At 40.0% G+C, this 26,176-nt stretch carries 10 protein-coding genes; all 10 read right to left on the reverse strand.

What is annotated here, in order from left to right:
- Complete coding sequence (locus BUB03_RS03435; RefSeq protein ID WP_073060299.1) at positions 1-2,838, reverse strand: helicase-related protein; 2,838 nt, start codon at positions 2,836-2,838, stop codon at positions 1-3.
- Positions 2,839-2,859: 21 nt separating this feature from the next.
- Entirely contained in the window at positions 2,860-8,088 is a 5,229-nt protein-coding gene (locus BUB03_RS03440; protein WP_073060302.1) for a DEAD/DEAH box helicase, read from the reverse strand.
- A 193-nt stretch (positions 8,089-8,281) separates the two neighbouring features.
- The gene (locus tag BUB03_RS03445; RefSeq protein WP_073060305.1) at positions 8,282-8,818 is read right to left on the reverse strand and encodes a hypothetical protein; all 537 of its coding nucleotides are present in this window, start codon (positions 8,816-8,818) and stop codon (positions 8,282-8,284) included.
- Positions 8,815-10,065, reverse strand: a complete 1,251-nt coding sequence (locus BUB03_RS03450) for a condensation domain-containing protein (RefSeq protein ID WP_083538862.1) — start codon at positions 10,063-10,065, stop codon at positions 8,815-8,817. The genes BUB03_RS03445 and BUB03_RS03450 overlap by 4 nt, the downstream gene beginning before the upstream one ends.
- Entirely contained in the window at positions 10,062-11,333 is a 1,272-nt protein-coding gene (locus tag BUB03_RS03455; protein WP_073060311.1) for a condensation domain-containing protein, read from the reverse strand. Before BUB03_RS03455 ends, BUB03_RS03450 begins: the two co-directional genes overlap by 4 nt.
- Positions 11,334-11,337: 4 nt before the next feature.
- Complete coding sequence (locus BUB03_RS03460; protein WP_073060314.1) at positions 11,338-13,743, reverse strand: glycosyltransferase; 2,406 nt, start codon at positions 13,741-13,743, stop codon at positions 11,338-11,340.
- On the reverse strand, positions 13,736-14,530 hold the full coding sequence (locus tag BUB03_RS03465; protein WP_073060317.1) for an alpha/beta fold hydrolase: 795 nt from the start codon (positions 14,528-14,530) through the stop codon (positions 13,736-13,738). Before BUB03_RS03465 ends, BUB03_RS03460 begins: the two co-directional genes overlap by 8 nt.
- Positions 14,521-14,820, reverse strand: coding sequence for an acyl carrier protein (locus BUB03_RS03470; protein ID WP_034728171.1), 300 nt, complete (start codon positions 14,818-14,820; stop codon positions 14,521-14,523). The genes BUB03_RS03465 and BUB03_RS03470 overlap by 10 nt, the downstream gene beginning before the upstream one ends.
- Positions 14,808-19,040 (reverse strand): type I polyketide synthase, encoded by a 4,233-nt coding sequence (locus tag BUB03_RS03475; protein WP_073060320.1) that lies wholly within the window; start codon positions 19,038-19,040, stop codon positions 14,808-14,810. Before BUB03_RS03475 ends, BUB03_RS03470 begins: the two co-directional genes overlap by 13 nt.
- Before the next feature lie 22 nt (positions 19,041-19,062).
- Entirely contained in the window at positions 19,063-26,055 is a 6,993-nt protein-coding gene (locus BUB03_RS03480) for a type I polyketide synthase (protein WP_175547477.1), read from the reverse strand.
- Between the last annotated feature and the right edge of the window lie 121 nt (positions 26,056-26,176).

Genomic DNA, 26,176 nt, shown 5'->3' on the forward strand with positions numbered 1-26,176 from the left:
TTAGAAAAGTGCTTTAGGTTTTGGCAAGAGGATGTATACTCCCATAACATCAGGAGGTAATACTGGAGTAGATTTTTCATAGCTTCGTCCCCCAATTAATGTTTTGAATCTGCCATGTGCTTCTACCAATTTATCTGCACGTTGAGTTGCTAGTTCTATAAACGCATCTTTCTTAGTCTCAAAAGACTTTAATTCTACATTTAAAAGTTGTTGCTGCTGTTCCAATGCCATATTGCTCAAAGGTATTGCGTTATTCAATAAATGTTGAGCTTTTGTAAAGTCTACAGGCTGTAAACCTTCTGAATTCTCAGTATATCCCCACAAATACATTTCTTCAGCTACTGATTCATTTTTAGAACGTACTTCTTTTACAACATTTCTCACTCTAAACATGACCAGAGTTGTTTTACTTTCAACACTGTCAGTTTGGATTACACTTGTTCTTGCTAAACCATAAGGATTGCCTTGTTCTTCAAAAGCATTACTTATAATATAATGGCAAAGTTGTTCTACAAAGCGATGATTTCTTCCTATATATTGATAATTCTTAGGAGTAGGTGAAGTAAAGGCAATCCGAGTTTCTGTTTTGCCTTTCAACTGTTCTGTTTTAGACAATAGAGCAACTTGTAAGTGTTTTGGAAGATTTGTTGTTTGTACTTTATATCCTTCCAAATCAGTTGTAACTGACGCTCCTAATGCTTGTAACGCAAATACTGAAAAATTCTCTACAATCTCAGGATCTCCAATGGCTTCATCTACTTCTTGTAAATCCTTTTTAATAGCTTCGGCATCTACAGATTCTTGGGCGAAAATTGATCGTAAGTTTTCTCCTCTTTTACGAGCCATTTCTAGTTCATTATCAATTCTTATTTTGTCTTCTGCAAATAGTGTTAATTGTTCTGCTTCTGATTCAGTCTTCAAAAGTTTTTGAGTCAATTCAGTCATCAATGACTTATTATTTTCTCCAATGGGAATAGTAACACCTATACTTTTTTGAATTTCACGGACTTTACGAATTAAAACTTCCAGAATAAATTTATCCATAGGATTATTTTCACCATAAAGCATATAGGTTTTGATCTGTGTAGATGTTTGGCCGAAACGGTCAACACGACCTTCCCTTTGTTCAATTCTATTGGGATTCCAGGGCAAATCATAATGTAAAACAGCATTGAAATAATCTTGTAAATTTATTCCCTCACTTAAGCAGTCTGTTGCTATAAGAACTCTTTTATCATGTCCTCCCATTCTTTGAATTTCTTCCTTACGTTGTTCATCTGCAAGTTCAGAGGTAATAGCCTGTACTAATATATTTTTAGGAAGTGCTTCTTTTAGTTTTTCTTCTACATATTTTGCCGTAGCAATATAATGACAGAAAATAATTGGCTGGAAGCCTTCTTTTAACCATTTTTTGATAATATCAATAGTATGCTTTATTTTAATATCTGTATCTGTATTTTCATTCAGATATTCTACACTATTCAATAACTTAGTAAGCCCTTCCAGTTCTTTTGCCTTATAATCAACAGCATTTAATAAGTCTGATCTAGAGAAATCAACCCCAAAGTCATTTTCTTCAAATAATGTATATTCTAAGGCTTCAGCTCCGATTTCTATTGTTGTTTCTTCTATAGTCAGCTTTGCTTGTCGTTTCTCTAACATTTCTTTAGCCATTACCGGACTTGACATGGCTCCTTTAATTAGGGCAATTGCAGCCCAAGAACGGAGAAGTCTAGTGTTCTCATTATCTGTTTCTACATCTGAAATTCCCCTTGCAAAAGCTACAATTTCATTATAGAAAGCTTTTGTTTCTTCTGAAAGTGTAAAGCCAATTTCTTTAGAATCTCTTTCGGGAAATAAAGTATCTTCATTTAGCCATCTCCGAATATTTTCACGCTTTCGCTGTATAAAATATTGGGCAATTTTTCTTCTGTCCGCTTGTTCAAGCCTTTCAAAATTCAGATTTTGGAAATTAGGGTTTAATAAACCTAACAATGAAAGAAATTCTTCATCCTTACCACTGTGAGGTGTAGCAGTAAGTAAAATAAGGTGACGATTTTGATTTACAGCAACATCATAAACCAAATTATAGCGTTGCTGTTGATTCTTTGAAGAAGCACCTTTGGGAAGAGTACAAGTATGGGCTTCATCTACAATGACTAATTCAGGACAGTCATGTAAGAAAATACTTCTACGCTTATCAGTTTTGATATAGTCAACTGAAATTACCTGATATGGAATATGGTAGAATACTGAATGATCATCAGCTACCATACGATCTAATCTTGATGCTGTACTGGAACGAATAATCTCAGCATCAATATCTAATTTATCTTTCAATTCTTGCTGCCATTGTTCGCACAAATGTGGTGGACATATAACGGCAAATTTTTTAATTTCTCCTCTTTCAATAAGTTCTTTGATGATCAATAAAGCTTCTATCGTTTTTCCAATACCCACATCATCAGCAATCAATAATCGGGTAATATCCTGTTTCAATGCCATTACTAATGGAACGACCTGATAAGACCTTGGTCTAAAAGATAGTTTTCCCATACTTCTGAATGGCCCCGCTGCATTTCTTAAAGAAAGTCTTGATGCATTATAAAGTAATTTTGCAGTCTCAAAGTTTCCGATTTGAGTGGAAGTAGGTTCTTTAAAAGTCGCTTTTTCTATAGCTTCAATATCTTTTGCTAAGGGTAAAAAAATACCTGTAGTTTCTTCATCAGACCCACCAAGAGGTTTTACCAGTATAATCTGATCTTCATTAGAGGGAAGAACCATCCAATCCCGGTTACGGTATTTGATTAAATTTCCCGGATTATATTTGTTATTCATTGTTTTCTTGCGTATTACTTACTATTGTACTTTTCTGAAAATATCTTTCCGTCTTTCCATCAATTCTTCCAAAGGCTCTGTATGATGCCATCGGATAACATCGTGTGCACCCTCTTTTAGTATCTGATCAATCATTTCATCACGTTTTTTTACTTTGTGAAGATCATGAATAGTACCATCACAGAAAATCAATGTGAATCCAAAATTATTTTTAAATACAAAGTCTGCATTAATGTAGTAATTATCTAAATTTACTTGTGCTTTATCAGGAAGTGTATATCCATTTTCATAAAGATACTTTATAAATTTAAATTCAGTACTACTATTTTTATCATAGGCATTTAATAAATATTGATATTGTTCTTCTCTATCATTTTCACCACCTTGTATTAATTCAATTTCACAATCCATCAAATACTCTAAGACATCTTTAATAATATAGCGACTAAGTTGTTTATGATAAATCTGGTTATAATAACTTAATAGATCTTGATAGGTTGCATGAGGAAGGTCCTTACCTTTATCAGTCTCTTCTCTGGTTTCTGGATCAAAATGAAGTATTTCATAACTGGCCTTAAACCACTCTTTCATTTTTATAGGTTCGGAAATTAACTGCGATAAAATACCAAGGGATCCTTCTGATGCCTCATGAATAAGAATATTGGGTTTTTCCCTATCTCCCATAGTGCTAACTGCTATCTCATTTTCTTCTACAAGAAACAATTTTTCTATTCCTCTTTTAAGTGCATAACTTAAGGAAATAACCTGATCTGGGCTTGTTCCAATATTACCGAGTGGCTGAATGTAAAGGATATCTGCAGTTTCTTTTGTGTAAAGCATTACATCTCTGGAATTTTGCTGCAATTCTTGATTATTATTTAAGTTACGTTCTTGTACCCAAACTCCATTTCTTTGGTCAATTGTAAACCCCTCTTTTTTAGATCTTCTGGCTTTTTTATTAACCTTAATAAGATTTGCTGTTTTGCTAAAATATAATTGTAGAAGTTTTTCACCTCCTTTTTTTAAAACAACTGATTTTGCATTCTCAACTCCATGAGGAAAATTAAAGTAAGAAAAAATATCATACCCTGAGCGATTTCTTTCTTCTTCAATGCACGATATTTTTTCTGATGGTATGCCTTCGCATTCAGAGAAATCTAAAACATTGGTATACATTTCAATAGCATCACCTTTTAACTGACTTTTACTGATAGGGTCGATATTAGCTATTTTAATATCATCGTTGAGATAAGCATAGCCTGTTTTATTAGATACAAGAATTTGTTCAGTAGCATTTTCGATGTCTGGCACAATCATCCTGTTGATTTTAAATTTACTACCTGAATGATAAACCATATTAGCTGGTCCGAATTCAGCTAAGGCTAATGAACGTGGTCGTGAAAGTACTTCAACATCATCACGATAACTTTTACCTAATATTGCTCTAACAGGAAGACGAGTGAAATTGTAGCCAGGCAAAAATCCTTCAGCAGCTAAATACCTAAATATATAAAATTCTGAATTGGTTGAGTTCTGTCGTTCTTCATTTTTTAGCAAAGCAATTTGTTTTCTTGCAAATCGTTCTTGTTTCGCTGCTTCTCTCTTTTCTGTACTATCTGCTTTATAAGTGTGATTATCGAGGATTGCTTGTGCTTTATTTCTAAGAGTACATGCACTTTTAAACATTCTAATCCACCGTGTGAATGACTCTTCAAATAGAGTTGGAAATTTTTCTATTCTGTTTAATATCCATTGTTGAGTAAACCAATTGGTTTTATTAAGCTCAGGTAATAAAGAATAAGCTATTTTTTCAAATTCTACTGCAAAGCTATTTTTTGAATTAGAAATTGAATGTTTTATACTATTTAAAATATTATGTTGGACAATTACATTTGTTTCATTTGATAAATCTAATACTTCAGCGACAGAAGTTTTTAATTCTTCTATCTCAAGTTTCATCAGAAGAAAGGCATTTAAATGAGTTACTATCAATTCTTCATTAATAAGATCAATTCTTGGAGGTTGAACTACACCTGAAACCATTTCTGCAGAATTCTTAAAGTAGTTTACATCATGTGGTGACATTGTAGAGCAATAAGTAAAAACTAATGCTGTTTGTCCCCCTCTTCCTGCTCGTCCGCTTCTTTGTGCATAATTGGCTGCATTAGGAGGGACATTTCTCATATGTACAATATTTAAATTAGCTATATCTATACCTAATTCCATTGTGGGAGAACAATATAATGCTGATATTTCTCCTTTTCTGAATTGGATTTCTCTCTCAATTCTTTGCATAGCATTAATTTGACCTGTATGTTCTTTTGCTATTAACTCTTTCTGAAATTTTGTAAAATCTGTTTTGTACAAATTTTGAAAATACCCGTTTGGAGTTAACTGAGGAAGTTCTACTTGAAAGTTGAATCGTGTATTATCCAGTTTCACAGTTTTTTCATTACCTTTTGTCCATAATAATTGGTCTGCCCTTAGTTTATAATAGTATAAATCGGTATCTTTTTTATCCTGTTCAGCAGTGAGGAAGTTTGTGCCAGTAAGTAGTGTAAGCAAATTTTGAATAAATTCCCGATACTGATCTCCCTTTAATTTCTGGGAACCTGATTCAACACTACATCGATTAATATATTTTCCTAAATTAGATCGAAGCCCTATTGACACTAGATATTTCCCTTTTGGTCTTTGAGAAGGAATTGTAATAACAATTTCGGCAGGCTTATCTAAATTTTCATTATAATCAAGAGACCATAATGAATCAGAAGATAGCCTATCTCGCATCAAGTCTTCTATATTAGCTATTTCTTTAAAGAATTTATGATCAAGAGCAAAATTAGTTCTAAAATAATCAAGTATATTTCTTAAAAACTCTTTTCTATATTCTTTAGATTGATATCTCAGGAAATCAAGAGCTTCAAAACGATCATCCAATCCTGAAAGTTTATCCAAGTTTTTATAATTTATATCTAAAAGTGCTACCTGTTCTAGGTTAGGCAATGTATATCGCCATCCTCGTTTCAAATCTTGAAATATTCTATATTTTAAATAGTTTTTTAGAGCTTCTATATTTCTATCATCTGGAAAATCCTCATCTTGTGAAGGATATACTGCATAATCTCTTTCTCTTAGTTTTAATATTTTGAATAATGATTCAGCTATTTCATGTATTTCAAGAGGAGTTTCGTTTTTTTCTAAAGCCATGTAAAGCGCCGATCTTAAACGTATAGTAGTATAAAAATCATTAAAATGTCCTGACTGTAAGGATGCATCTTGCCTATTATCTGTAAAGCTCAGAAGTTTTTGATCCTGTAACTTTTCTTGATCTTGAAGACTATTAATTATGGCGTAAGAAATTACTGAAGTCGCCGTACTTCTACCTTCAGATCCTAATCTGGAAAGTTTAGTGAATTCATTTACTTTACTATCTTCATAAATAATTTGAGCTGTTGGGTCAATTCTTAGTTTTGCAGGAATAAAATAGCCTTTAATAGGAAATTTTGGCTCAAAGGAAAATTGCCCCTCACTATTAAAATATATTACATGGGGCATTAACATTTGATAATAAGGAAGTAGAGCCGTGCCTTGCTTGTTCCACCACTCAGGAGGTACTAAATCATTAAAATTATTGTTCCAAAAATCTTCACCTTCGTCTAATATTATGTATCCAAACTTAAAGTCCTCCAAGTCTGGGTTTTTCTCGTTAATCTCAGTTCTTTTCTTATTAATAAATTCCTTATCAGGAGTGGCCGGTATAAGTTCGTTTTGAAGAAGGTCCAATTCTACGCACAAAAACTCATACCCGGAATAACGAGAGAAAAGTAATGGATACAATTTTTTTTCTTTATCATTTATTTTCAGATAGAGTTCATCTGAAGAAACGATTTGCCGTGTATCTCTTGGTTCTAATGTTACTGAAATGGACCCGGTTTGAGAGATAAATTGATGAAAACGGAATGGCAAAAAGGATTGACGTTTTCCATTTTTTCTACTTTCTTCATTAATTCTTTCTGCCCACCTTAAAAGATCATTTAAGCTCTTTTTAATATCATCCGTAGATAAAGAAGTTTCCTTATGTATTAATTCTACTATATTGTCTATATTTCTTGGTATACCTCTCTCTAATACTCCATGATTAGATTTTAAAGCAATATGCATTTCCAGCCAATTAGCTAGATCATTTTCTTTAAAATCCTCTTCAGTACCATTTGGGTTAATACCATTGCGTATAACACTAGCTAATTCAAATGGGTTTATTTCTTTGGCAGAAGTGCAGGGTTCAAGATATTCATTGATAATATCACCAATTGAAAACTCTTTACCAAATATTTGGGTAGCTACTTCTGCTACTTTTTTCTTTTTTTCTTCCGGTGTACCTTGCGAAGCCATAGTTGCAGAAGTCCCAATAAAAATTAAATCATTTTTTGCGAGTGCTTGAACTCTACGATTTAATAGGCTTACATCCGCACCTTGTCTTCCTCTATAAGTATGTAATTCATCATAAACAACATACTTAAGATGTTTCTCTATAGATTTTCTTAACCAATCTTCAGAGTATCTGGTCATTATTAATTCCAGCATCATATAATTGGTCAAAATAATATCCGGTGTGGTATTTTTTACCTGATCTCTTTCATTTCCAGATTCTTGACCAGTATATTTTGCAAATGTAATAGGAAACCTTTCTGTTGTTAAACTTTCTAATTTTTCTATAATTTCATCCAAGGTTTTATTTTTCTTTTCAACTTCAGTAAGGGGTACAAACTGCTCTAAATAGTTGATCTTGTATTTTTTTATTTCTTCTTCTTGAGAATTGATTAAAGCATTCATTGGATATACCAATATTGCTTTAACACCCTCTTTTTTTGATTCTCTTTTAAAAAGATCGTTAAAAATAGTAGCTAAAAAAGTTAAGGATTTACCTGAGCCTGTACCTGAAGTAACTATAAATCCTTTGTCCTGAACACCAATTTTAATCGCTTCAATCTGATGACGATACAATCTATACGATCCAAAAGCTTTTGGTAAGCTTTGATGTATTATATTTTCTTGGATTAACTCATCAAGTGATTGACCTCTTTCAAATGAAGGATTGAATTGAATAAGAGGCTCCGGGATAATATTATTAGCTAATGTAGAATTATTAACAAAGTCTGAGATTCGTTGGTCTTTAATATTAATAAATGATTGTAAATATGATTTATAATCATTTATTACTTGTTCATGAGTTTTAAAAGCATCCATCGTAGATTATCATTTAGTTTTTAGTATAAACTGTAAATATAATCAATGAATCTGAGGAAAAAAAGGTTAACCATAAACGATATAATAATCAAGAATTTTTCTATTATTATGTTTTTGTATTTTTAGTTGCTTCTTTAGTTTATATATAATGATACTTTGTATTTCATGAATGGAGAGTTTTATTAAAATATTATTAGGAAATAATTTTAACCCTCCTACACATCCACCTCCTCAACCTCCACACCGGCAAATACACAAACACCACAGACAGCACCCCCGCCAGTACCCCAACCACTACAGCCATTGCCGTAGCATCCAGCTTATAATATTCGGACCAGTTATATTGTGCTAAAAGTAAAACGGACAGCACGAGCAATCCGGTAATAACTCCGTGCAAAATGCTCAGTTTCGTCATCAGCTTCTTTTTATTAAGCTGCTCATCTACAGTGAACTCAATGGCGCCCTGTTCGGAAGCAATGATCACCCTGTTGATGATATCGATGGTAAGCACTACCGGTAAAAATATCGCCATGGGTAGCGTCAATCGGGCCAGATTTTGAGTTCCTGAAAAGAAATGCGTGTATCCCAATTCCTGAAAGCTGGCATAGGCAATAATGAAATTGAAGAATACATTCGGAAGGACATAATAAATCGTCCGCCTGATGAGAAAGCGTTTCAGGGTGGTTTTCCTGAGTTTTTTAGGATGGGGCGGCTTCAGTTTAAATTTCATAGCGACGAGGTCAGGAGTTCAATGGCTTTGTTTTTAATTTTTACGGCTTCTTCTTTGGACAGGAATTGTTCATTGGACATAAAGGTAAAATCCATTTGCTGATTATACGTTGTTGCGACCAAAGTATTCGAATTCAGCCATGGAAAGGCAACTGTAGGACTGATGATGGTTTCCACCTTAAAATTTTTATAATCGCCCGGGATATTGATTTTTCCCATATTGGAAAGCGTTACATCATGCCCGCCTTTACTGGATTTCAGCATGGAAACCATTCGTTCAACAACAGGATGCATCTGCTCACCCATCCACAGAAGCTCTCTGGCCTCCATTTTTCCTATTTTTTCTGTAAGATCTTTTTTGATCTGTCTGGCATTATCCAGTAGATCCGGGTTTCCTTTTTTTAAGGACAACTCAACGGTTGGGGCAAACGCAAATACATGATCCTGCCTGATCTCCGGAATAAAATGACGCACATCTACTGGACTGATCACCTTACCTTTTGCATATTTTCCCTGAACATCCTGGAAAGCCTGCATGAATGAAGAACAAAGCAAAGCGTGAACAGAGACACCATGAGCCTTAGATTTTGCCGTTATTTCCGCAGTTGTATCTGCATTCAGCTTCCAATGGACAACGTAATTACTGCCAAGGTTTCTGGTCTTACTTTTGCGCTGCATGAGAAAAAAGAGTCGGCCCATCATCAGATAAAAACGGGCTTTGCGTTTCTTTCTTTTCATATCGAAATCCAAAGGCAGAAAATCGTCCACAGAACTGAATACCTCATAAGGCTGCAACTCCAGAGCAGGATCATCCAGTAAAGCAAGAAGTTCCGTCATCATGGTGACAAGAGACGTTCCGTCGCAGATGCAGTGAGGCAGTACCCAAAGGATTTCCGATACCTCCTGCCCTTTGATCCAGACCAATTGGGCAAGCGGCTTTTTTTCATCTTTAAACAGCCGGAACCACTCTTTTTCGGATTCCTGCAGCCAATCTTCATCCGTTTTTCGTTCAACAATACGGAGCGGAATAGGTTCAATATCTTTTTCTTCTATAAAAAAGGGATGCTTTTCACTGTTATCAATCCTGGTTCGCAGCAAAGGATGTTTTTGCTGGATTTTCTCTAAAGCAGCCTTAAAGTTTTCCTCAGGAATATCTCCTTGGATTTTTGCCGTAAATACACAATTGACAGGGGTTTCAGGATCAACATACATGATCCGTTCCACCATCATTAAATTTCGCCTGATCATAATACTGCTATGGGGTCTAATTGTAATTTCACCATTTTAATCACCTCATCACGAATGGCTAAGGCTTCTGCATACGGTAAATAGCCTTCGCTTCCCACAAATGAAAAATCCATTTCCCCCTGGAAGGTTGAAGTCACCATCGTTGTTGTATTCCCCAACGGGCCTATTACAGACGGGCTGAAAATGGTTTCCAATGTAAAATCTTTGTATTGATGAGGGATCTGAATGCGTCCCAGATTGGAAAACATACAGTCGTTGGAAGATTTGCCATGCTTTAAAAGTTTCGTGAAATTTTTCAAGGCATCATGTGCAGATTCCATCACCATCATGGTAATGTAAGGATTCAGCTTAGAGGTTTTCCTTTCTACAGATTCCTGCATCATCCACAAATTGTCCGAAAAACTCACTTTATCGTCAGATGAAAGTACAATCATCAATCCGAAAGCGAAGATATGATCGTCCTTAATCTGTGGCGCAAAACGCCTGATATCTACCGGACATGACACTTTATTGAAAGCCGCATTCCCTCTTACTTTTTTAAATGCATGAAGCAACACGGTACTTAAAAATGTATTAACAGTAACCTCCTGCGACTTGCAATAGGAAATCAGTTCCTTGCTCATCTCTTTGTCAAATTTCCAGTGGATCAGGTAATCATTTTGCCGTTCAACTGCTTTTTTGCTGACAGGGAGACATTTGATGGCCGTTGCCGCTACCCTGCCGATTACTTTCGCTTTCATCTTTTGGTAACGGTTTGTAAGAATCTCTTCCGGAACCACATCATGAATTCCCAATATAGGATGCTCTACCCCGATTTCAGCTGACGGATTATCCAATATTGCTAAAAATTCATATAAAAAGGCCATCGCAGAACCTCCGTCGCACAAACAATGATGGAAAGAAAAAAGCATATCCGAAACCTCTTCCCCTCTGATCCAGATGAACCGGAGAAGGGGCTGTTCCTCAAAATCAAATAAAGTCTGCCATTCCCTTCTGGATTCCTCCTGCCAGTCATCCTCCCCTTTTCTGGAAACAATCCGTATCGGTATCTGCGGATGTGTTTCCGGTACCTCAAACCAGGGAATATGGTCTTCATCATAACTGATGAGCGCTCTCAACCAGGGATGCTTTCCCTGCAGCTGATTCAGGGCATGCTGAATATCCTTTTCCTGAAAGCTTCCCCGCAGACGGAACGGAATCACCGCATTGAAGGGTTCTTTTCCGTCACCCAGCAGCATACGTTCTCCAAATAACAATTTTCTTCTCATAACCTTATACTGTAACTAATGTTGAACGATGCTGGTGTACAAAATCTTCCAGAAGCTCTACCGCACGGTCATTGCCGCCGGCATTCAGCAAGTTCTTCCGAACCTCTTTCGCCGCGTTTCTGTAGGCAGGGTTTTCAAGCAGTTCAAAAACAGTTTCACGAAGAGCTTCAACACGTAACCGCTTGTACCGGATGCTGATTCCGCAGCCTGCCTTTTCAATTAATTTAGCAATATGAAAATGGTCGTATGCGATAGGCGTAATCAGCATCGGTAATCCATTGGTGAAGGTATCATTTACGGTATTAAAGCCTCCGTGGCAGATCACCGCATCCATATGGGGCATCAGTGCAGATTGAGGGACAAAACCGCTTACAATAAAATTAGAAGGCCATTCCTCAAATATTTCAGGCGGAGTGGCTGCAATAACTGTGACAGGCTGATCTGCAAATGCTGCAATCACCTTTTCAAAAAAGGCCTTCCGGATATCTACCAAAAGGGTTCCAAGTGATACAAATATTTTTGGTGTTGTGGACGCTTCCAGCTTTTCCCAATCGAAAGGAGCAGGATTGGGGCGTCCTTTTACCGGGCCTACAAATCTCATATGGGAAGGAACCGTTTCAAAATCTGCAAAAGCCTGCGAAGTGAATACCAGATTCAGCTTATTGGAATGGATAAAAATCCCTTCATCCTTGATCCCGACTTCTTTTTGGAGATCTTTGATCAGATTTTGCTGCCATTCGAAAATCTTCGGTGCGTTATTCGCAGTATCGCCCATTACGTCAGGAGGAACAGGCGTAGTTGTTACACATGGAATGTTGTGTTTGTGGGCAAAAAGAGCGCCTCCGAAAGTAATACAGTCATTCACCAGAACATCCGGTTTCCACTCTTGTACTAGACGTTCCAGCCCGGGCATCATCATTTTGGCAAACGGAACATAGGTTTCTTCCAGTGCGAGTTTCATCACTTCAGGTCCTGAACAGGCCGGCCCGTCGTCCTGCCGCTTTAAAATACGCTGAATATCTTCCTGAAAAGGACTCAGATCTTCTTCAGGATAAAAATAACTTCCTCCTTCGGGAATATGCTTATTGTCCAATGGGGTAATTCCGAACCATTTTACCTCGTGTCCGCGGGCGATCAAACTGGCTCCAACACTTAAGGTCGGGCTGATATGGCCAAAAAACGGCGGGATCACAAACAAAAATTTAGACCCGGATTTTACTGTTTCAGCAGCAGGGATTAATGCTTTTTCAAGCAAATTGGCTGCAGTGGCTGTACCTCCGGCTTTAGTGAAAGATTCACGAACCGTTTCAGCCGCTTCTTTATATTCTGCATGATTCAGGATGTTTTTTACAGCTTCGTTCAAGTGGTGGGATTTAAATCTGTTAAAATTAAGACGTTCTCCTGCTCCGGTACGCACAACACGTCCTGCCACATGCGACTGATCATACGCAATCGGGATGACCACCAGTGGAAGACCGTTGGAAAGGGCTTCGGAAACGGTATTGTGTCCGCCGTGGCATACAACTCCATCCAGATGAGGCAGCAGATCCAGTTGCGGAACCTGATTATACACCATAAAGTTTTCCGGCCAGCTGTCAAAAAGCTGCGGATCAGAAACCAGTACAACGGTCAGATCTTCATCTTTAAAGGCATCCACCACTTTTTGGAAGAAAGCTTTTTTATGATCATGATCGAAGGTTGTTCCGATGCTTACCAGGATCTTTTTATTGGTACTGCTTTTCAATCTGTCCCAATCAAATTCACAGGAGATACGGCGTTCCGTAAGAACAGGTCCCGTGAACTGATAGTTTTCCGGCAGATCCATTTCGCCAAAGAAATATTCTGAGGTTAAAACAAGGGTTAACAGATCGGAGGAAGCTAATGAACGGTTTTCCACTACCCCCAGTTCTTTTTGAAGTTCGATGATCCTGTTGACTTCCCATTCGTGTACTTTTGGCAGCTCATCCATCATTTTAATGGCAGCCGGAGCGGTAACGGAGGTGCTGTAGGGAAGATTTAGTTTTTTAGCGGCAATAGCGGCAGCAAACAGCTGATGGTCGCCAATTACCATATCGGGCTGATATTGTTCCAGCAGGGTAACAATCCCGTTGTAGCAATGTCTGTTTAAGGGAATCAGTACGTCATCGTAAAGAAATTTGACACTATCGATACCGTACACTACTTTTTTAGAAATAATATCGAGATAGCTCTCACTTTCTCTTTTTTCCTCGTCGGTCTGGTCATATTGAATGAGTAAAAGTTCTCCCCCGACAGGAAGTTTTGTACTTAAATTTTTGTCAAGACTGATCCAGGCCACTTTATGTCCTCTTTGCAGCAATTCTGCACCGATACTTAAGGTGGGATTGACATGGCCTGTCAATGGCGGAACAACAAATACAAATTTAGCCATGATTTTGTGTTAATATTTTAGATAATGATTGAGATAAAAAATGAACGATCGATTCTGCAATCTGAACAGGTTCCTGTATCGGGATATTGTGATCGCCGGGAATCAGCTCCAGTTCAGATGAAATGATCTGCGTTTTCAGCCATTCTCCTGTAGGTTTACAGTTCGATTCTGATCCGTAAAGCAGAAGTGTGGGGATATTCAGTTCTGAGAAATTGGCTTCCTTCAGAAAATGTTTTTCCCTGATCATATCTGCTTTGATGCTGGTTTTTTCGAACAGGAATTCATACATCCGATGATTTTTCTCCATCTGCCTTTTACCCATCTGAACTTTGGTAGTATCCGTAAAATTGGCCACATAATGCTCGAGGAATTCCTTGCTGTACTCATCGATGATGTTACGGGCTTTTTCATCCTGAGGGTCCGGTGCTTCTATGACGATCAGCTGACTGACACGTTCCGGCACTTTCAATGCGGTTTTCAGAGCAATCAGTCCTCCGAAACTGTATCCGGCCAGGTGTACTTTTTTTAGTTCCAAAACGTCCATCAGAGCCAGCAGATCGGATGACATACTTTCCAGATCGTAACCGTCTGTAAAACGCTCACTCATACCATGGCTTTTCAGATCGTACATCACCACACGGAAATGCTTCGCCAGAATCGGGGCAATATTAAAATAATAAATGGAGAGGTTGCTGAACATCCCGTGGATAAGCACCACCGTCTGTTCAGCTCCTTTATTGAGTTCCTGAATATGAACCTGTTTATGGTTTACATTAATTATTGGCATTCGTAGATATAATTGATGATCATACGGAGGTCAAGGTTGATCAGTTCGTCTAAATCCATAGAAGACAGCCATCCTGTAAAATCAATCTGGTCCCCGAAATGCGCTTTGATCTTCTCGGAAAAAGAAACGATTTCTATGCTGTCCATTTCCAGGTCTTTCGTGAATGAACTGTCCGGAGTGATATCCATTTCCTCTACAAATTCAGCGCCTATTACTTCCGTAATAAAACCTTTTAAAAGCGTGAACAATTCTTCGTGATTCAGTTTTAGTGTGTTGTTTATAGTGTCCATCCGATAATATATTTTTTATGTTTAATAGTTTTTATTTCAGTTTGATTGATCCACAAGTAATCTCCTTCGATACGGGTAATTTCAAAGGCTTTTGGATTTCCTTTCAGCCCGGTCCCGAGAAACTTTCCGTAGGCTTCTTTAGCTACCCAGAATCTAGTGGTCCATTCTGCCTGATCTCTGTCTTTTAATAAGGTTAATTCGTGACCGGTAAATACCAGATCATAAAATCCGGCAGTGCGCTCTTCCATGATCTCCATATCGATTCCCACCGGGCCGCCATGACGGGCAATACCGACCGCATCTTTTTCTTTATGGGCTAAAGAAATATGGATATCTTCGGTGACATCACCGATCAGATAAGGTTTTCCGGCTTCATCCTTCCCTATTTCAAAAGTGATGGGAAAGCAAGGGTGATTTTTTTTTTCACGGAGAAGGTTACGAACGGCATCTTTCACCGCTACACGACTCACCATCCATTCTTTCCGCTTGTTGGGAAGCAACTGCTGATGATACTGTTTTTCGGTCTGGTTGAAATATCTTTTGAGGATAAAATCCCACGAAGCAACCCTGGTATACGCCTGATGAAAGAAAAATATCCCGGGAGCTATTTCCTCTGAAAGACGGTTATGTAAAGGCGACATGGAAACGTTCCAAAGGGGTTCATCAATTTCCAGACGGCGGTTTTGCCAGCCTGTAATGGCGCACCATACCTTTCCGTCTCTTTTCAGGATGATATCAGCAATGGCAAATTCTTCATTGAGTTCGGTAAGGATACAGGTACATTCAAAAATACCTTCCTGATCTTTCATATCACCAAAGAATTCAATATCCCTGATCTTCACAGGAAAAGCAATACGGTCTTTGGTCAGGGTAAGTTGCAGCCACAATCCGAATAGCTGTCCGGCATTATCAAGCAAAGAGCCTTTTCCGCCATTTCCTTTAATTTTTCCTATAATTCCTTTCGTTCCTACTGCTGAAACTTCTGTAATTCCCTGGTAGAGTTCCCCATGGAACATATGTTTGTCATAGATCTCTTCAGGTGTTCTTTCGATTGGCAGAAGATCCCCGATCGAGAGGTTAAAGGCAGGAACAGCAGGCGCAGATGAAGCCAGTAAGACTTCTGCATTGGCAAAGTTTTCGATATCAAGATAAGCGTGGTTGGGGGATCGCCATTCTCCTTTGACTGTTTTTTCAAAAGGTTTGGCCACATTCATCCATTGAAACACACTTACATTAATGATTTTATGAACACGGGTTCCGGGTATTTCCGCCTGTGCGATTTCTGCTAACTGCTCAAAGATCATGGTCATCGGGATCACCGGCTCCATATCAGAAACATTGGTCCATCCTTTCGGCTGTCTCAATAAACTGTGATCGATGAGGTAAGGATGAGTATCTAAATTAACATGAAGAAGTTTCGAGAAATTCTTACTGACAGGAGGTTTGGAAACCACAGGTTTTGGAAGAGTAATTTCCGGACGGTTTTGAAACAGCGTCAGCACTTCTTCCTGCATCCGGATCATATCGGTGATATTTTCCTGGAAAGCCTGAACCAGAGGATGACCTGTCTTAGCCACCGCCGCTGAAACCGTATTTTGTTTTGGTATCTCAAAGGACTGAGCCAGATTTTGAATTTCTTTAAAATCCCGAATAATCGGCGAACCTAACTGTAATTTGATTCCTTTTCCTGATGATTTTTTAGATTGGCTTTGTACTTCTAAAAAGTCCAATGCTACCGTTTTCCCTTCCACAAATAATGCGGCTACCACACGCTGCAGCTGAGCCAGTGCAGATCTTGTGGCCACACTGGAAGCAATCGTACTGAACTCTTTTCCTTTTAAGGTATCATCAATAAACCCGATCAGTCCTCCGGTACCAATCTGGATAAAGAATTTTGCTCCTTCTTCATACAGTTTATCTGTCAGTTCACGGAAACGGACCGGCTGAACCAAATGTTCGGCACTTAGTTTTCTGATGGCATCCTGATCGGCAGGATACGGCTCCAAAGTCGTTGCAGACCACAGCGGGATCTTCGTTTTTTGAAACTGCGCTTTTTCCATTCCTGCTAATATTATGTCCAGCTTATCAGCAATAAATGGTGAGTGAAAACCTGACTGGAACGGCAGAATCTGATGAAAGACCTGTTTTGATTTTAACAATGGAACCAACTCATCCAGAGCAGTATTACTACCGCAAAGGATCACCTGATTAGGACAATTGTCATTGGAAATATAAAGATTGGGAATGTCATCAATAAAAGGTTTAATAGTATCTATCCCCGCTCCGACAGCAATAAATCTGGAGTCTTTTAATTCAAAAGTTTCCGGATTCAGAACATCGATCAGAGCTTTCACAGAATTCACTTCTGCCAGTTCTGAGGAATATCCTGCCAGCCATTCTCCCAGACTGTGTCCCGCATTCATATCCGGAACAATTCCCAGTTTTTTCAGGGCGTTATCAAGGATGCTGCATTTGTTGAAAATTCCTAATGCATCGCTTAGTAAACCTTCCCCTTCTTTTTCGATAGGTTCGGTTAATCCAAAGTAACGGCTTACACTGTCCACTTCACCCTTGGCAAGGCCATCCAGCCCCGGAAATACGAAAGCTATTTTGCCCCCATCCTTCAGCAAAGGCGTATTGGTATACCAGATATCCTGTTTATTGCGCCATGGATTATCTTTAGCTACAATTTTAATTGCTTTTTCTATTCTTTCAGGGGTCGGGTCGAATAAAGCAATCCGGTAATCCCCGTCTCCTATTCTGTTGTCATTGTTTTTAAAAGCAGAAAGTAATTCTTCATGGGTAGGTCTTGCCAATACTAAAACACGGTCTTTTTTCGGCATGTCATAACCTTCAAGAACAACATGTGCATTGATCCCTCCAAATCCGAAGGCATTGACTGCCGCTACTTTTGGCAAGCCTGTCTTTGACCAGTTTTTTGGTTCCTGCACCGGGGCAAAACGGGTCTGCTCCATATCTGCAATTGGATTTTCACAATGTAAGGTAGGTGGCAATGTATCATGATGAAGGGCCAGACAGATTTTAATTAAGCCTGCAATCCCGGCAGCCGGCATAGCATGTCCGATATTGGATTTTACCGATCCGATTCCTGCAGGCTGGGTTGTTTGTTCTTTCGTAAAAAACCGCGCTAAGGTCTGAAGTTCCGTTTTATCTCCAAGTGGTGTTCCTGTGCCGTGGGCTTCAAGATAACCGATCTGTTTTTCATCAAGGTCTGCATTGATCCAGGCCTGTTGTAAAGCTTTAAGCTGACCTTTAACGGACGGACTCATCACGCTGGTTCCATTACCATCGCTGCTTACTCCGACTCCTTTTATTACAGCGTAGATCTTATCTTGGTCACGGACTGCATCTTCCAGTCGTTTTAGCACGACAAAACCACAGCCTTCCCCAATTAGTAATCCGTCTGCATCCATACTGAACGGCTTGATCTGCTGTTGATGCGACAAAGCTCCCAACTGGGCAAAAATGCTCCAGAAAGCAGCATTCTGTCCGGTATGTACACCTCCCGCAATGACCATATCACAACGGCCGCGGTTCAGCTCCTGAACGGCGTGATCTACCGCTATCAGTGCACTGGCACAGGCAGCATCTACAGTAAAAGCAGCGCCTCCGAGATTGAACCTGTTGGCCACTAGTGAGGCAACGAGGTTAGGAATCAATCCCATGGCAGTATCTGCCGCAAATCTTCCTTTTCTTTCCTGGAAAGCATGTTTCACCTTTTCGATATCTGCTGAAGATACCTGAGGAAGCAATTCCTGTAATAATGAAGAAATCTGTTCTCCGGTGCGCACAATTTCAATGGCACGTGTCGCTCCGGGACCGGTATAGTTTCCTTTACCGATAATAATTCCGGTTTTTTCAAGAGATGTTCCCTTTTGAAATACACCGGCATCTTCCAGGGCTTTCTGCACCAGATCCAAGGTTAATAAATGATCCGGCTCGGTGCCTTCTACAGCTAACGGGAGAATCCCAAAAGCCGTCGGATCAAATTCATAATCTGAAATAAATCCACCGCGTTGACAGTAAAATCTGTCTACAGGGTTAGCAGCATCACTGAAGTGTACCGGATCAATCCTGTCAGCGGGAGCCGATTGGGTGGAATCTACTTTATTGATAATATTCTGCCAGAAAGTATCGGCATCCTGTGCCCCGGGAAAGACACAGGATAAGCCAATGACAGCAACATCTGTTTTTTTCATAGTTATTAGTGTATACAGAGGTTTACCAGTTGTTTCCTGACATGATCAATACCTGACTTTCGGTTCCGTATCTGATCTCATTAAGGAAAATTTCTTTCCCCTGGTCCAGTGGAATTAAAGAAATACCGCGGCGTTCATATTCTGTTTCCAGTGTTGATGAAACCATTCCAGCTCCTTTCCAAGGACCCCAGTTGATGGAAATTACTTTTCCTTTCAATTTTTTGTTCAATGCTTTGGCATAATCATCCAGTACGGAGTTGGCTGCAGCATAATCTGTCTGACCTTTATTTCCATATACTGAAGCGATGCTTGAGAAGAGCACTACAAACTGACAGTCGGCACGCAGCTGCTCTGCCAATACACGAAGCGGTTTTACTTTGGTATCAAAGACCCGTTCAAACGAACTGGATGTCTTGTGTCTGAACAATTTATCTTCCAAAAGACCTGCTCCATGAATAACGCCGTCCAAACGGCTGTATTTTTCGTAAATATTTTTGATCAGGTCTGATAATCCCTCTTCATCACAAAGGTCTAAGGATTGGTATAATACCGTATTTCCAAGCTGCTCCATATCACGGATGGTTCTCAGGATCTGGTTGTTTTTGAAAATTCTTACGGTCTCTTTTTCGATTTCAGCAGGAGAAGTAAAGTTTCCGGTTTTAATCAGATAGCTTCTTATTTCGTCCTTGGTCTTCATAACTTCCACTTCTTTAGGACCTGCTATATCCCTAGGATCCGCTGATCTTCCCACCAGAATATAGGTGCACGGATACGCTCCGGACATATGTTTCACCAATTCGGAAGTAATTCCCTGCCCGCCTCCAAGCACCAGAACTACAGATTCCTGATCCAGCCGGATATGTGCTTCTTCAAGGCTTGCTGACAATGGAGATGGAATGATATCTATTTTATGCCTTTGGTCATGTTTGTAAACCACTTCAGAAGGTTTATCTGTGGTTAATATTTCTTTTAAAGCGATCTCTGTAATCTGATCAACTTCCTGTGGTGTGCTCAGGCTGATCAGCCTGCAGGAAGTTTGTTCAAATTCTCTTGCCAAGCTTTTAAAAAGTCCCGGATAGCCTTTGTAATGGCGTAAAAGACGGGTATCGGTAAGTTCCTGGATATGAGCCGGAATATCTGAAATCAGATACACCCATTTAGCTTTATCAAGATCCAGTTTCTTAATCTGATCCACGTGGTCGATGATGCTGTGTTTTACTGTTGAGGAAAACAGATCCAGAATGATCAATCCGTCAAAATCTTTAAGATCCCTTTCTGTATCAACCAATTCTGCTATAGCTCCATGTTTTTCAAGAGCGTTTTTAATGGCCAGCGTGTGCGGACTGTTGTCCTGAGTGATAGCAAAACGTTTTCTCTTTATGATTTCTGTGTTTTGTTCAGTAGAAACATTGGTCGGCGTCAGGTCAAAGCGAAGGCGTGACAGTAAGTTCTGAGCCGGTTCAGCATCAGCATTTCCGCTCATCTCGCTGATCCATGAAGCCAATCCTTTTAATGTTTTAATGGTAGCCAGTTTTTCCATCAGATCATCAGCCTGATCCATATCTTCCCCGAATCCGATTTTGGTTTTAAGATCGCCGATAATTTCCATTCTTTTAATAGAATCAATGCTCAGGTCTGCTTCCAGATCTAGATCCAAACCAAGCATTTCTTTCGGATAGCCTGTTTTTTCACTGACGATATCCAGAATTACATTTTGAAGTTCTTCAAGAGAAAATACAGATTTGCTTTGTACTTCTGGTGCTGGTGTTCCTTTAGTTTCATTTTTTTCAGGAGCAGCCGCCGGACTTCCTGTAAATTCTGTCAGCCAGGAAACCAGGCCGCTTAAAGTTTTGATCGATGCCAATTTCTCCATAATCGTGTCTTCATCGGCATGATCTGATGTAAGCGTTCCAAGTTCACTGCGAAGTGTTCCAATAATTTCTACCCTTTTGATAGAGTCAATACTTAAATCGGCTTCCAGATCCATTTCCATTCCGAGCATTTCCTGCGGATATCCTGTTTTGTCGCTTACCACTTGTAATAATAAGGTTTTAATATCCTTTACCGGAGCCTGTTTTACGGCAACAGCAGCTGGCTTTTCTGCATTAACCGGCTGCGCAGGAATCGTGACTAAACGGTCATTTACAGGTGAATGTGCCGGTTCAGTATAAACAGGTGCAGGGTTGATATGTGGATTCTGCCCCAGGAAGGAAAGCATTACATCACGCTGTGCCTGGATCAGCTGTTTCATGGTATTTAAATATTCCTGAAGCATACGTTCAGCAGCAGGCTGAGATTCGGCTGCAGGGGCTGGTTGATTATTAGTAAAATTGTTCATGGGAATAGGATTTAATATTGGTAATGCACCGTTAGCCGGCAGATTACCTGTGGTTGGATGTGCCATTTGTCCGTTCACACGCCAGATGGCTGGATTTTTCTTATACAGTTCGGGCTGTTCAATTTGAAGCAGTCGGGCATTACGGCCTTCAAAAAGCTTTTCAATACTGAAGCTTCGGCCGGTTCCCAGATATTGCGCCAGCATAGAAAGAAGGTGGCTCATTTTATTACGGCTGCTGTCTTCTGCATACAGGGTGATCTGATCTTTATTTAAGCAGGAATTCGTCAGTCCGGTCAATACTTTTCCAGGTCCTACCTCGATGAATATTCTGGCTCCGTCTGCGTACATCGCCTGAAGTTCTTCTACAAATCTTACGGGTTGTACCAGATGATCTGTAAGTCTTTCTTTGATTTCTGATGGGTTGGTGGGATAGATCTCCGCAGTGGTATTCGACCAAACCGGAATCTGCATTTCATGGAAAGGAATATCCTTTAAGACCTCATCATATAAGCCTTTGGATTTGGCCAATAACGGACTGTGGAATGCACAGGCTACTTCTAATTTCTTTGCAGAGATACGTTCCTGTTTTAGGGTTTCCATTAATTTGTTAATGGCCGGCGTACTTCCTGCCACCACGCATTGGGTTGGAGCATTATAATTAACCGGATAGCACCCTTCTGTCTTGTCTAATACCGGCTGTAATTGTTCTCTTGTCGCGCTTACCGCGATCATGGTACCCGGATCTCCACCTTCTACTGAATTCAGAATGGCCTGGGCTCTTTGAATACTCAGATCAACCAGTTTTTCTTCTTCAAAAACACCGGCAAAACACAACGCCGGCAATTCACCATAGCTGTGGCCTGCCACCATATCCGGAACAATGTCCAGTGATTTCAGGAATTTAGCTAAAGCCAGGTCAACAATTCCCAAAATAGGCTGCGCCAGACGGGTATCTTTAATTGTTTCTTTCTGTTGTTTCAGGGAAATTTCATCAAACGTTGCTGAAGGGAAAACCACTTTCTCCAGTTCAGGGTATCCTTCAATCAGGTTACGCATAGCCGGAAAAGCGACGAACAGATCACGAGCCATATTGATTCTCTGGCTACCCTGGCCAGGGAAAAGGAAAGCTACTTTACCGTCTCGTTTATTTACTGTAAAAGTGTCTTTACTTTCAATGCCGGATAAGGCCAGCTCGATGTTCATCATCAAATGTTCGGCAGTATCAGCAACAATGGTTAACTGAATCGGTTTTTCTGACCCAACCGCTAGGCTGTAAGCCATATCTTTTAATGGAATATCACCATTTACCTCTAATAAAGATTTGATTTGATTCAATTGAACTCTGGCATCCTCATACGTTTCCCCACGGAATACAAATAATTCAGACGGCCACGATTGCAATACGGCAGAATCATCTTCTTTAGGGTGATTGGCAATAACCGTATGGAAATTGGTTCCCCCAAATCCAAAAGCACTGATTCCGGCATACCGGTTTTTCTCACTCCACAATCCACTTTCCGTATAAAAAGCAAAAGGACTGGTTTGGGGATTATAATAAGCATTAGGTTGCTGTAAATGAATTGTTGGTGGTTTCACTCCATGATATACTGCCAGTGAAGCTTTGATGAGTCCCGCCAATCCAGCCGCGCATTTGGTATGGCCGATCTGCGTTTTTACGGAACCTAAATGAGTCTGTCCCGGTATTGCTCCGGATTGGCTGAATAAATTGGTCAGCGCGCTCAGTTCGGTTTTGTCTCCTACAACAGTTCCTGTTCCGTGAGCTTCCACTAAGCCAACCGATGCAGGACTAATACCCGCTTGAGTATAAGCCCTTTCCAATGCGCGTACCTGCCCTATTTTTCTAGGTGCTGTAAGCCCCAATGCTTTTCCGTCACTTGATCCTCCCACTCCTTTGATGACTGAATAAATACGGTCACCATCTCGAACGGCATCTTCATATCTTTTTAAGACAAGAATGGCAACTCCTTCTCCAAGGGCAATACCATCTGCTTCCCCATCAAAAGTGGCACATCTTCCTTTTCTGGAAAGCGCGTGGGTGCTGGAAAACATCAGGTAATCATTGATTCCGTTATGTAAATCTGCACCGCCGGCAAGAACCATGTCTGATTTTCCTAATACAAGTTCCTGGCAGGCCAGATCAATAGCTGCCAAAGAGGAAGCACAAGCCGCGTCTACCGTGAAATTCCTTCCTCCAAGATCCAGACGGTTCGTAATTCTCCCCGCGATCACATTAGCCAGAATACCAGGGAATGAATCTTCCGTCGTATGTGGGAATGCCTGTTTTACTTCTTCATGAAGTTCTCCGAAAACCTGTTTATAATATCCTCTGAAACTATAGCTGTTGGCAAGATCATTACCGCCCTCAGCACCTATAATGACAGAAATATTTTCCCTGTTGATCTGCTTCTCTCCATAGCCTGCATCTTCCATGGCACGTTTGGCCACCAATAAGGTCAACAATTGTGTCGGCTCAATAGCAGCAAGGGATTGCGGAGGTATTCCGAAGGCCAAAGGGTCGAAATCAATTTTCGGAATAAATCCGCCCCATTTGGAGTGAGACACATCCGGTCCATCCGAATCCGGGTGATAATATAGCTCTTTATTCCAGCGCTCATCAGGAACTTCTGTAACACTGTCTCTTCCCAGGATGATGTTTCTCCAGTATTCTTCAAGATTTTTAGCTCCGGGGAAAATACATTCCATCCCGACAATTGCTATATCCAGAGGTTTCTCTGTGGATACCGGTTTTTCCGGTAAAGCTGCTTCTTCAATATATTTATAATTATCAATACTTACATTCTGATGCAGTGATGCAAGGGAAATTACGCGGTTCTGCATTGTGGCTACCTGACCGATCATATACATCCCGAGATCGAGCTGCTCGTTTTTAGGAACATTAACCAACTTGTCGCCCTGGCGATCGATTCCTTTTGCAGCAATCCTAAGCCGGCCCACATTTAGTTTTTCAAGCTGTTCCCAGACTTCTTTTTTATCCATTCCCGCTTCCAGAAGTCTGATCTTCTCGGTGCTGAAATGTTTGGCAAAAGCTGTATTCAAACAGCGTGTTTCGTGTCCCGGTGCCGTTTCCAGTAAGACGGTATCTTTTGCCTGCATGGCCTGCACCTGGAATTCTTCCTGAATAGCTCCGGTACGCACGGCTTCTTCTGTGTAGAGATAGGCTGTTCCGATCAATACTCCGACCTTTACGCCTCTGGCTGTTAACGGAGCAGCCATGACAGAAACGAATGCCGTTGAAAATGCATTATGAATTCCGCCTGCAAAAAATACGCTGATATTTTCGGGATGTTCTTCTTTTAAAATACGTTCAATCTGTTTTTCCCAAAGGACCATGCTTGAAAGCGGACCTACATGACCTCCGCACTCACGGCCTTCAAAGATGAAATTAGCAGCACCTTCTTTCAGGAAAATATCCAGTAAGGCAGGAGAAGGAACGTGAAGGAAAGTTGTAATGCCTGCCTTTTCAAATACCTTGGCCTGTGCCGGTCTTCCTCCGGCAATAAGAACTACGGGCGGCTTGGCTTCCAGTATATAAGCTGTCTGTTCTTCCCTTAATTCCTGAGGGGCAAAACCAAGAATACCTACTCCCCATGTCTTTTCACCGGCAAGCTTTTTGGTTTCCATGACCAAAGATTTTGCCTGCTCACCTTTAAGTAAAGATAAGGCGACAAAAGGTAAAGCACCCGCATCAGCTACTGCATTGGCAAATAATGGAACATCACTGACACGGGTCATTGGCCCCTGTGCTATAGGATAACGCAATCCCAGTTTTTGGGCCATTATGTTATTTTCACTGATTACTTTAAGTGCTTTGGCCTGCTTCAGGTGACCATACATTGCTTCTTTAAACCCAAAAATCATTCTTTTCAGGGTTTTGAAATCTTCGTACAGCCCTATAGCCAGTGAAATATCCTGTCCCATAGGGATATAGCTTTTATTCAGGTCAAAGTCCGTGAAATATTGTCTCAGCTCTTCGGCAGTCACATTTTCAGGTATTACAGGTGAGTTGGGTCTCACCAATACCCGGTGGCCGGCTATAATTTTAGTTTCGGTACCGTTCAGTTTTGAGGCTAAATCCTTGATTTCCTGGGGAACGGAACTTTCCGGGAATAATGCCAGCTGGCTGTCGAGGACAATTCCGGTTGCTCCCAATGCTTTTACTGCAGCAGCCGTATGCAGACCTATTCCACCCTGTACCCAAACAGGTAGAGTATTAATTTCTTTGATAATACGCTGGAACAGCACAAAAGTTGACTCATAGCCTACGAGGCCGCCTGCTTCATTTCCTTTTATAATAATTCCTTCGGCTCCGGATTGTTCGGCAAGCCTGGCCTCATCCAGATTGGTCACCTGATAAATTACTGGAAGATCCGGCACAATATTCATTGAAACTCCGGACGGAAGGATCGCGAATTTTACTTTTTCAGGGATTTGGAGGGAAATAAATTTGTCGTTTGGCAGATAGATCCCGTAAGAAGGTATATCTGTCCTGGCAATTTGGTCCAGCGCTGTTTGCGCAGCTGTCAGGTCATGGCCTAGGCTTAAGATGGGAAAAGCACCCGAGTCGTGCAGCTTTTGCGTAAGTTTAACATCCGGCTTTTCAAAGGGTGTTAACCCAATAATGGTTAAGTTTTTCATTGCATTCATGATATTGATGATAATTGGGAAATTCACATTACAAAACACAAACCTTACGGCATAATGAGTGATTGTTAAAATATGATGGAATAAAAATAATAAATATATACTATATTTTCAA

The sequence above is a fragment of the Chryseobacterium oranimense genome (assembly GCF_900129755.1).
Classification (GTDB): domain Bacteria; phylum Bacteroidota; class Bacteroidia; order Flavobacteriales; family Weeksellaceae; genus Chryseobacterium; species Chryseobacterium oranimense.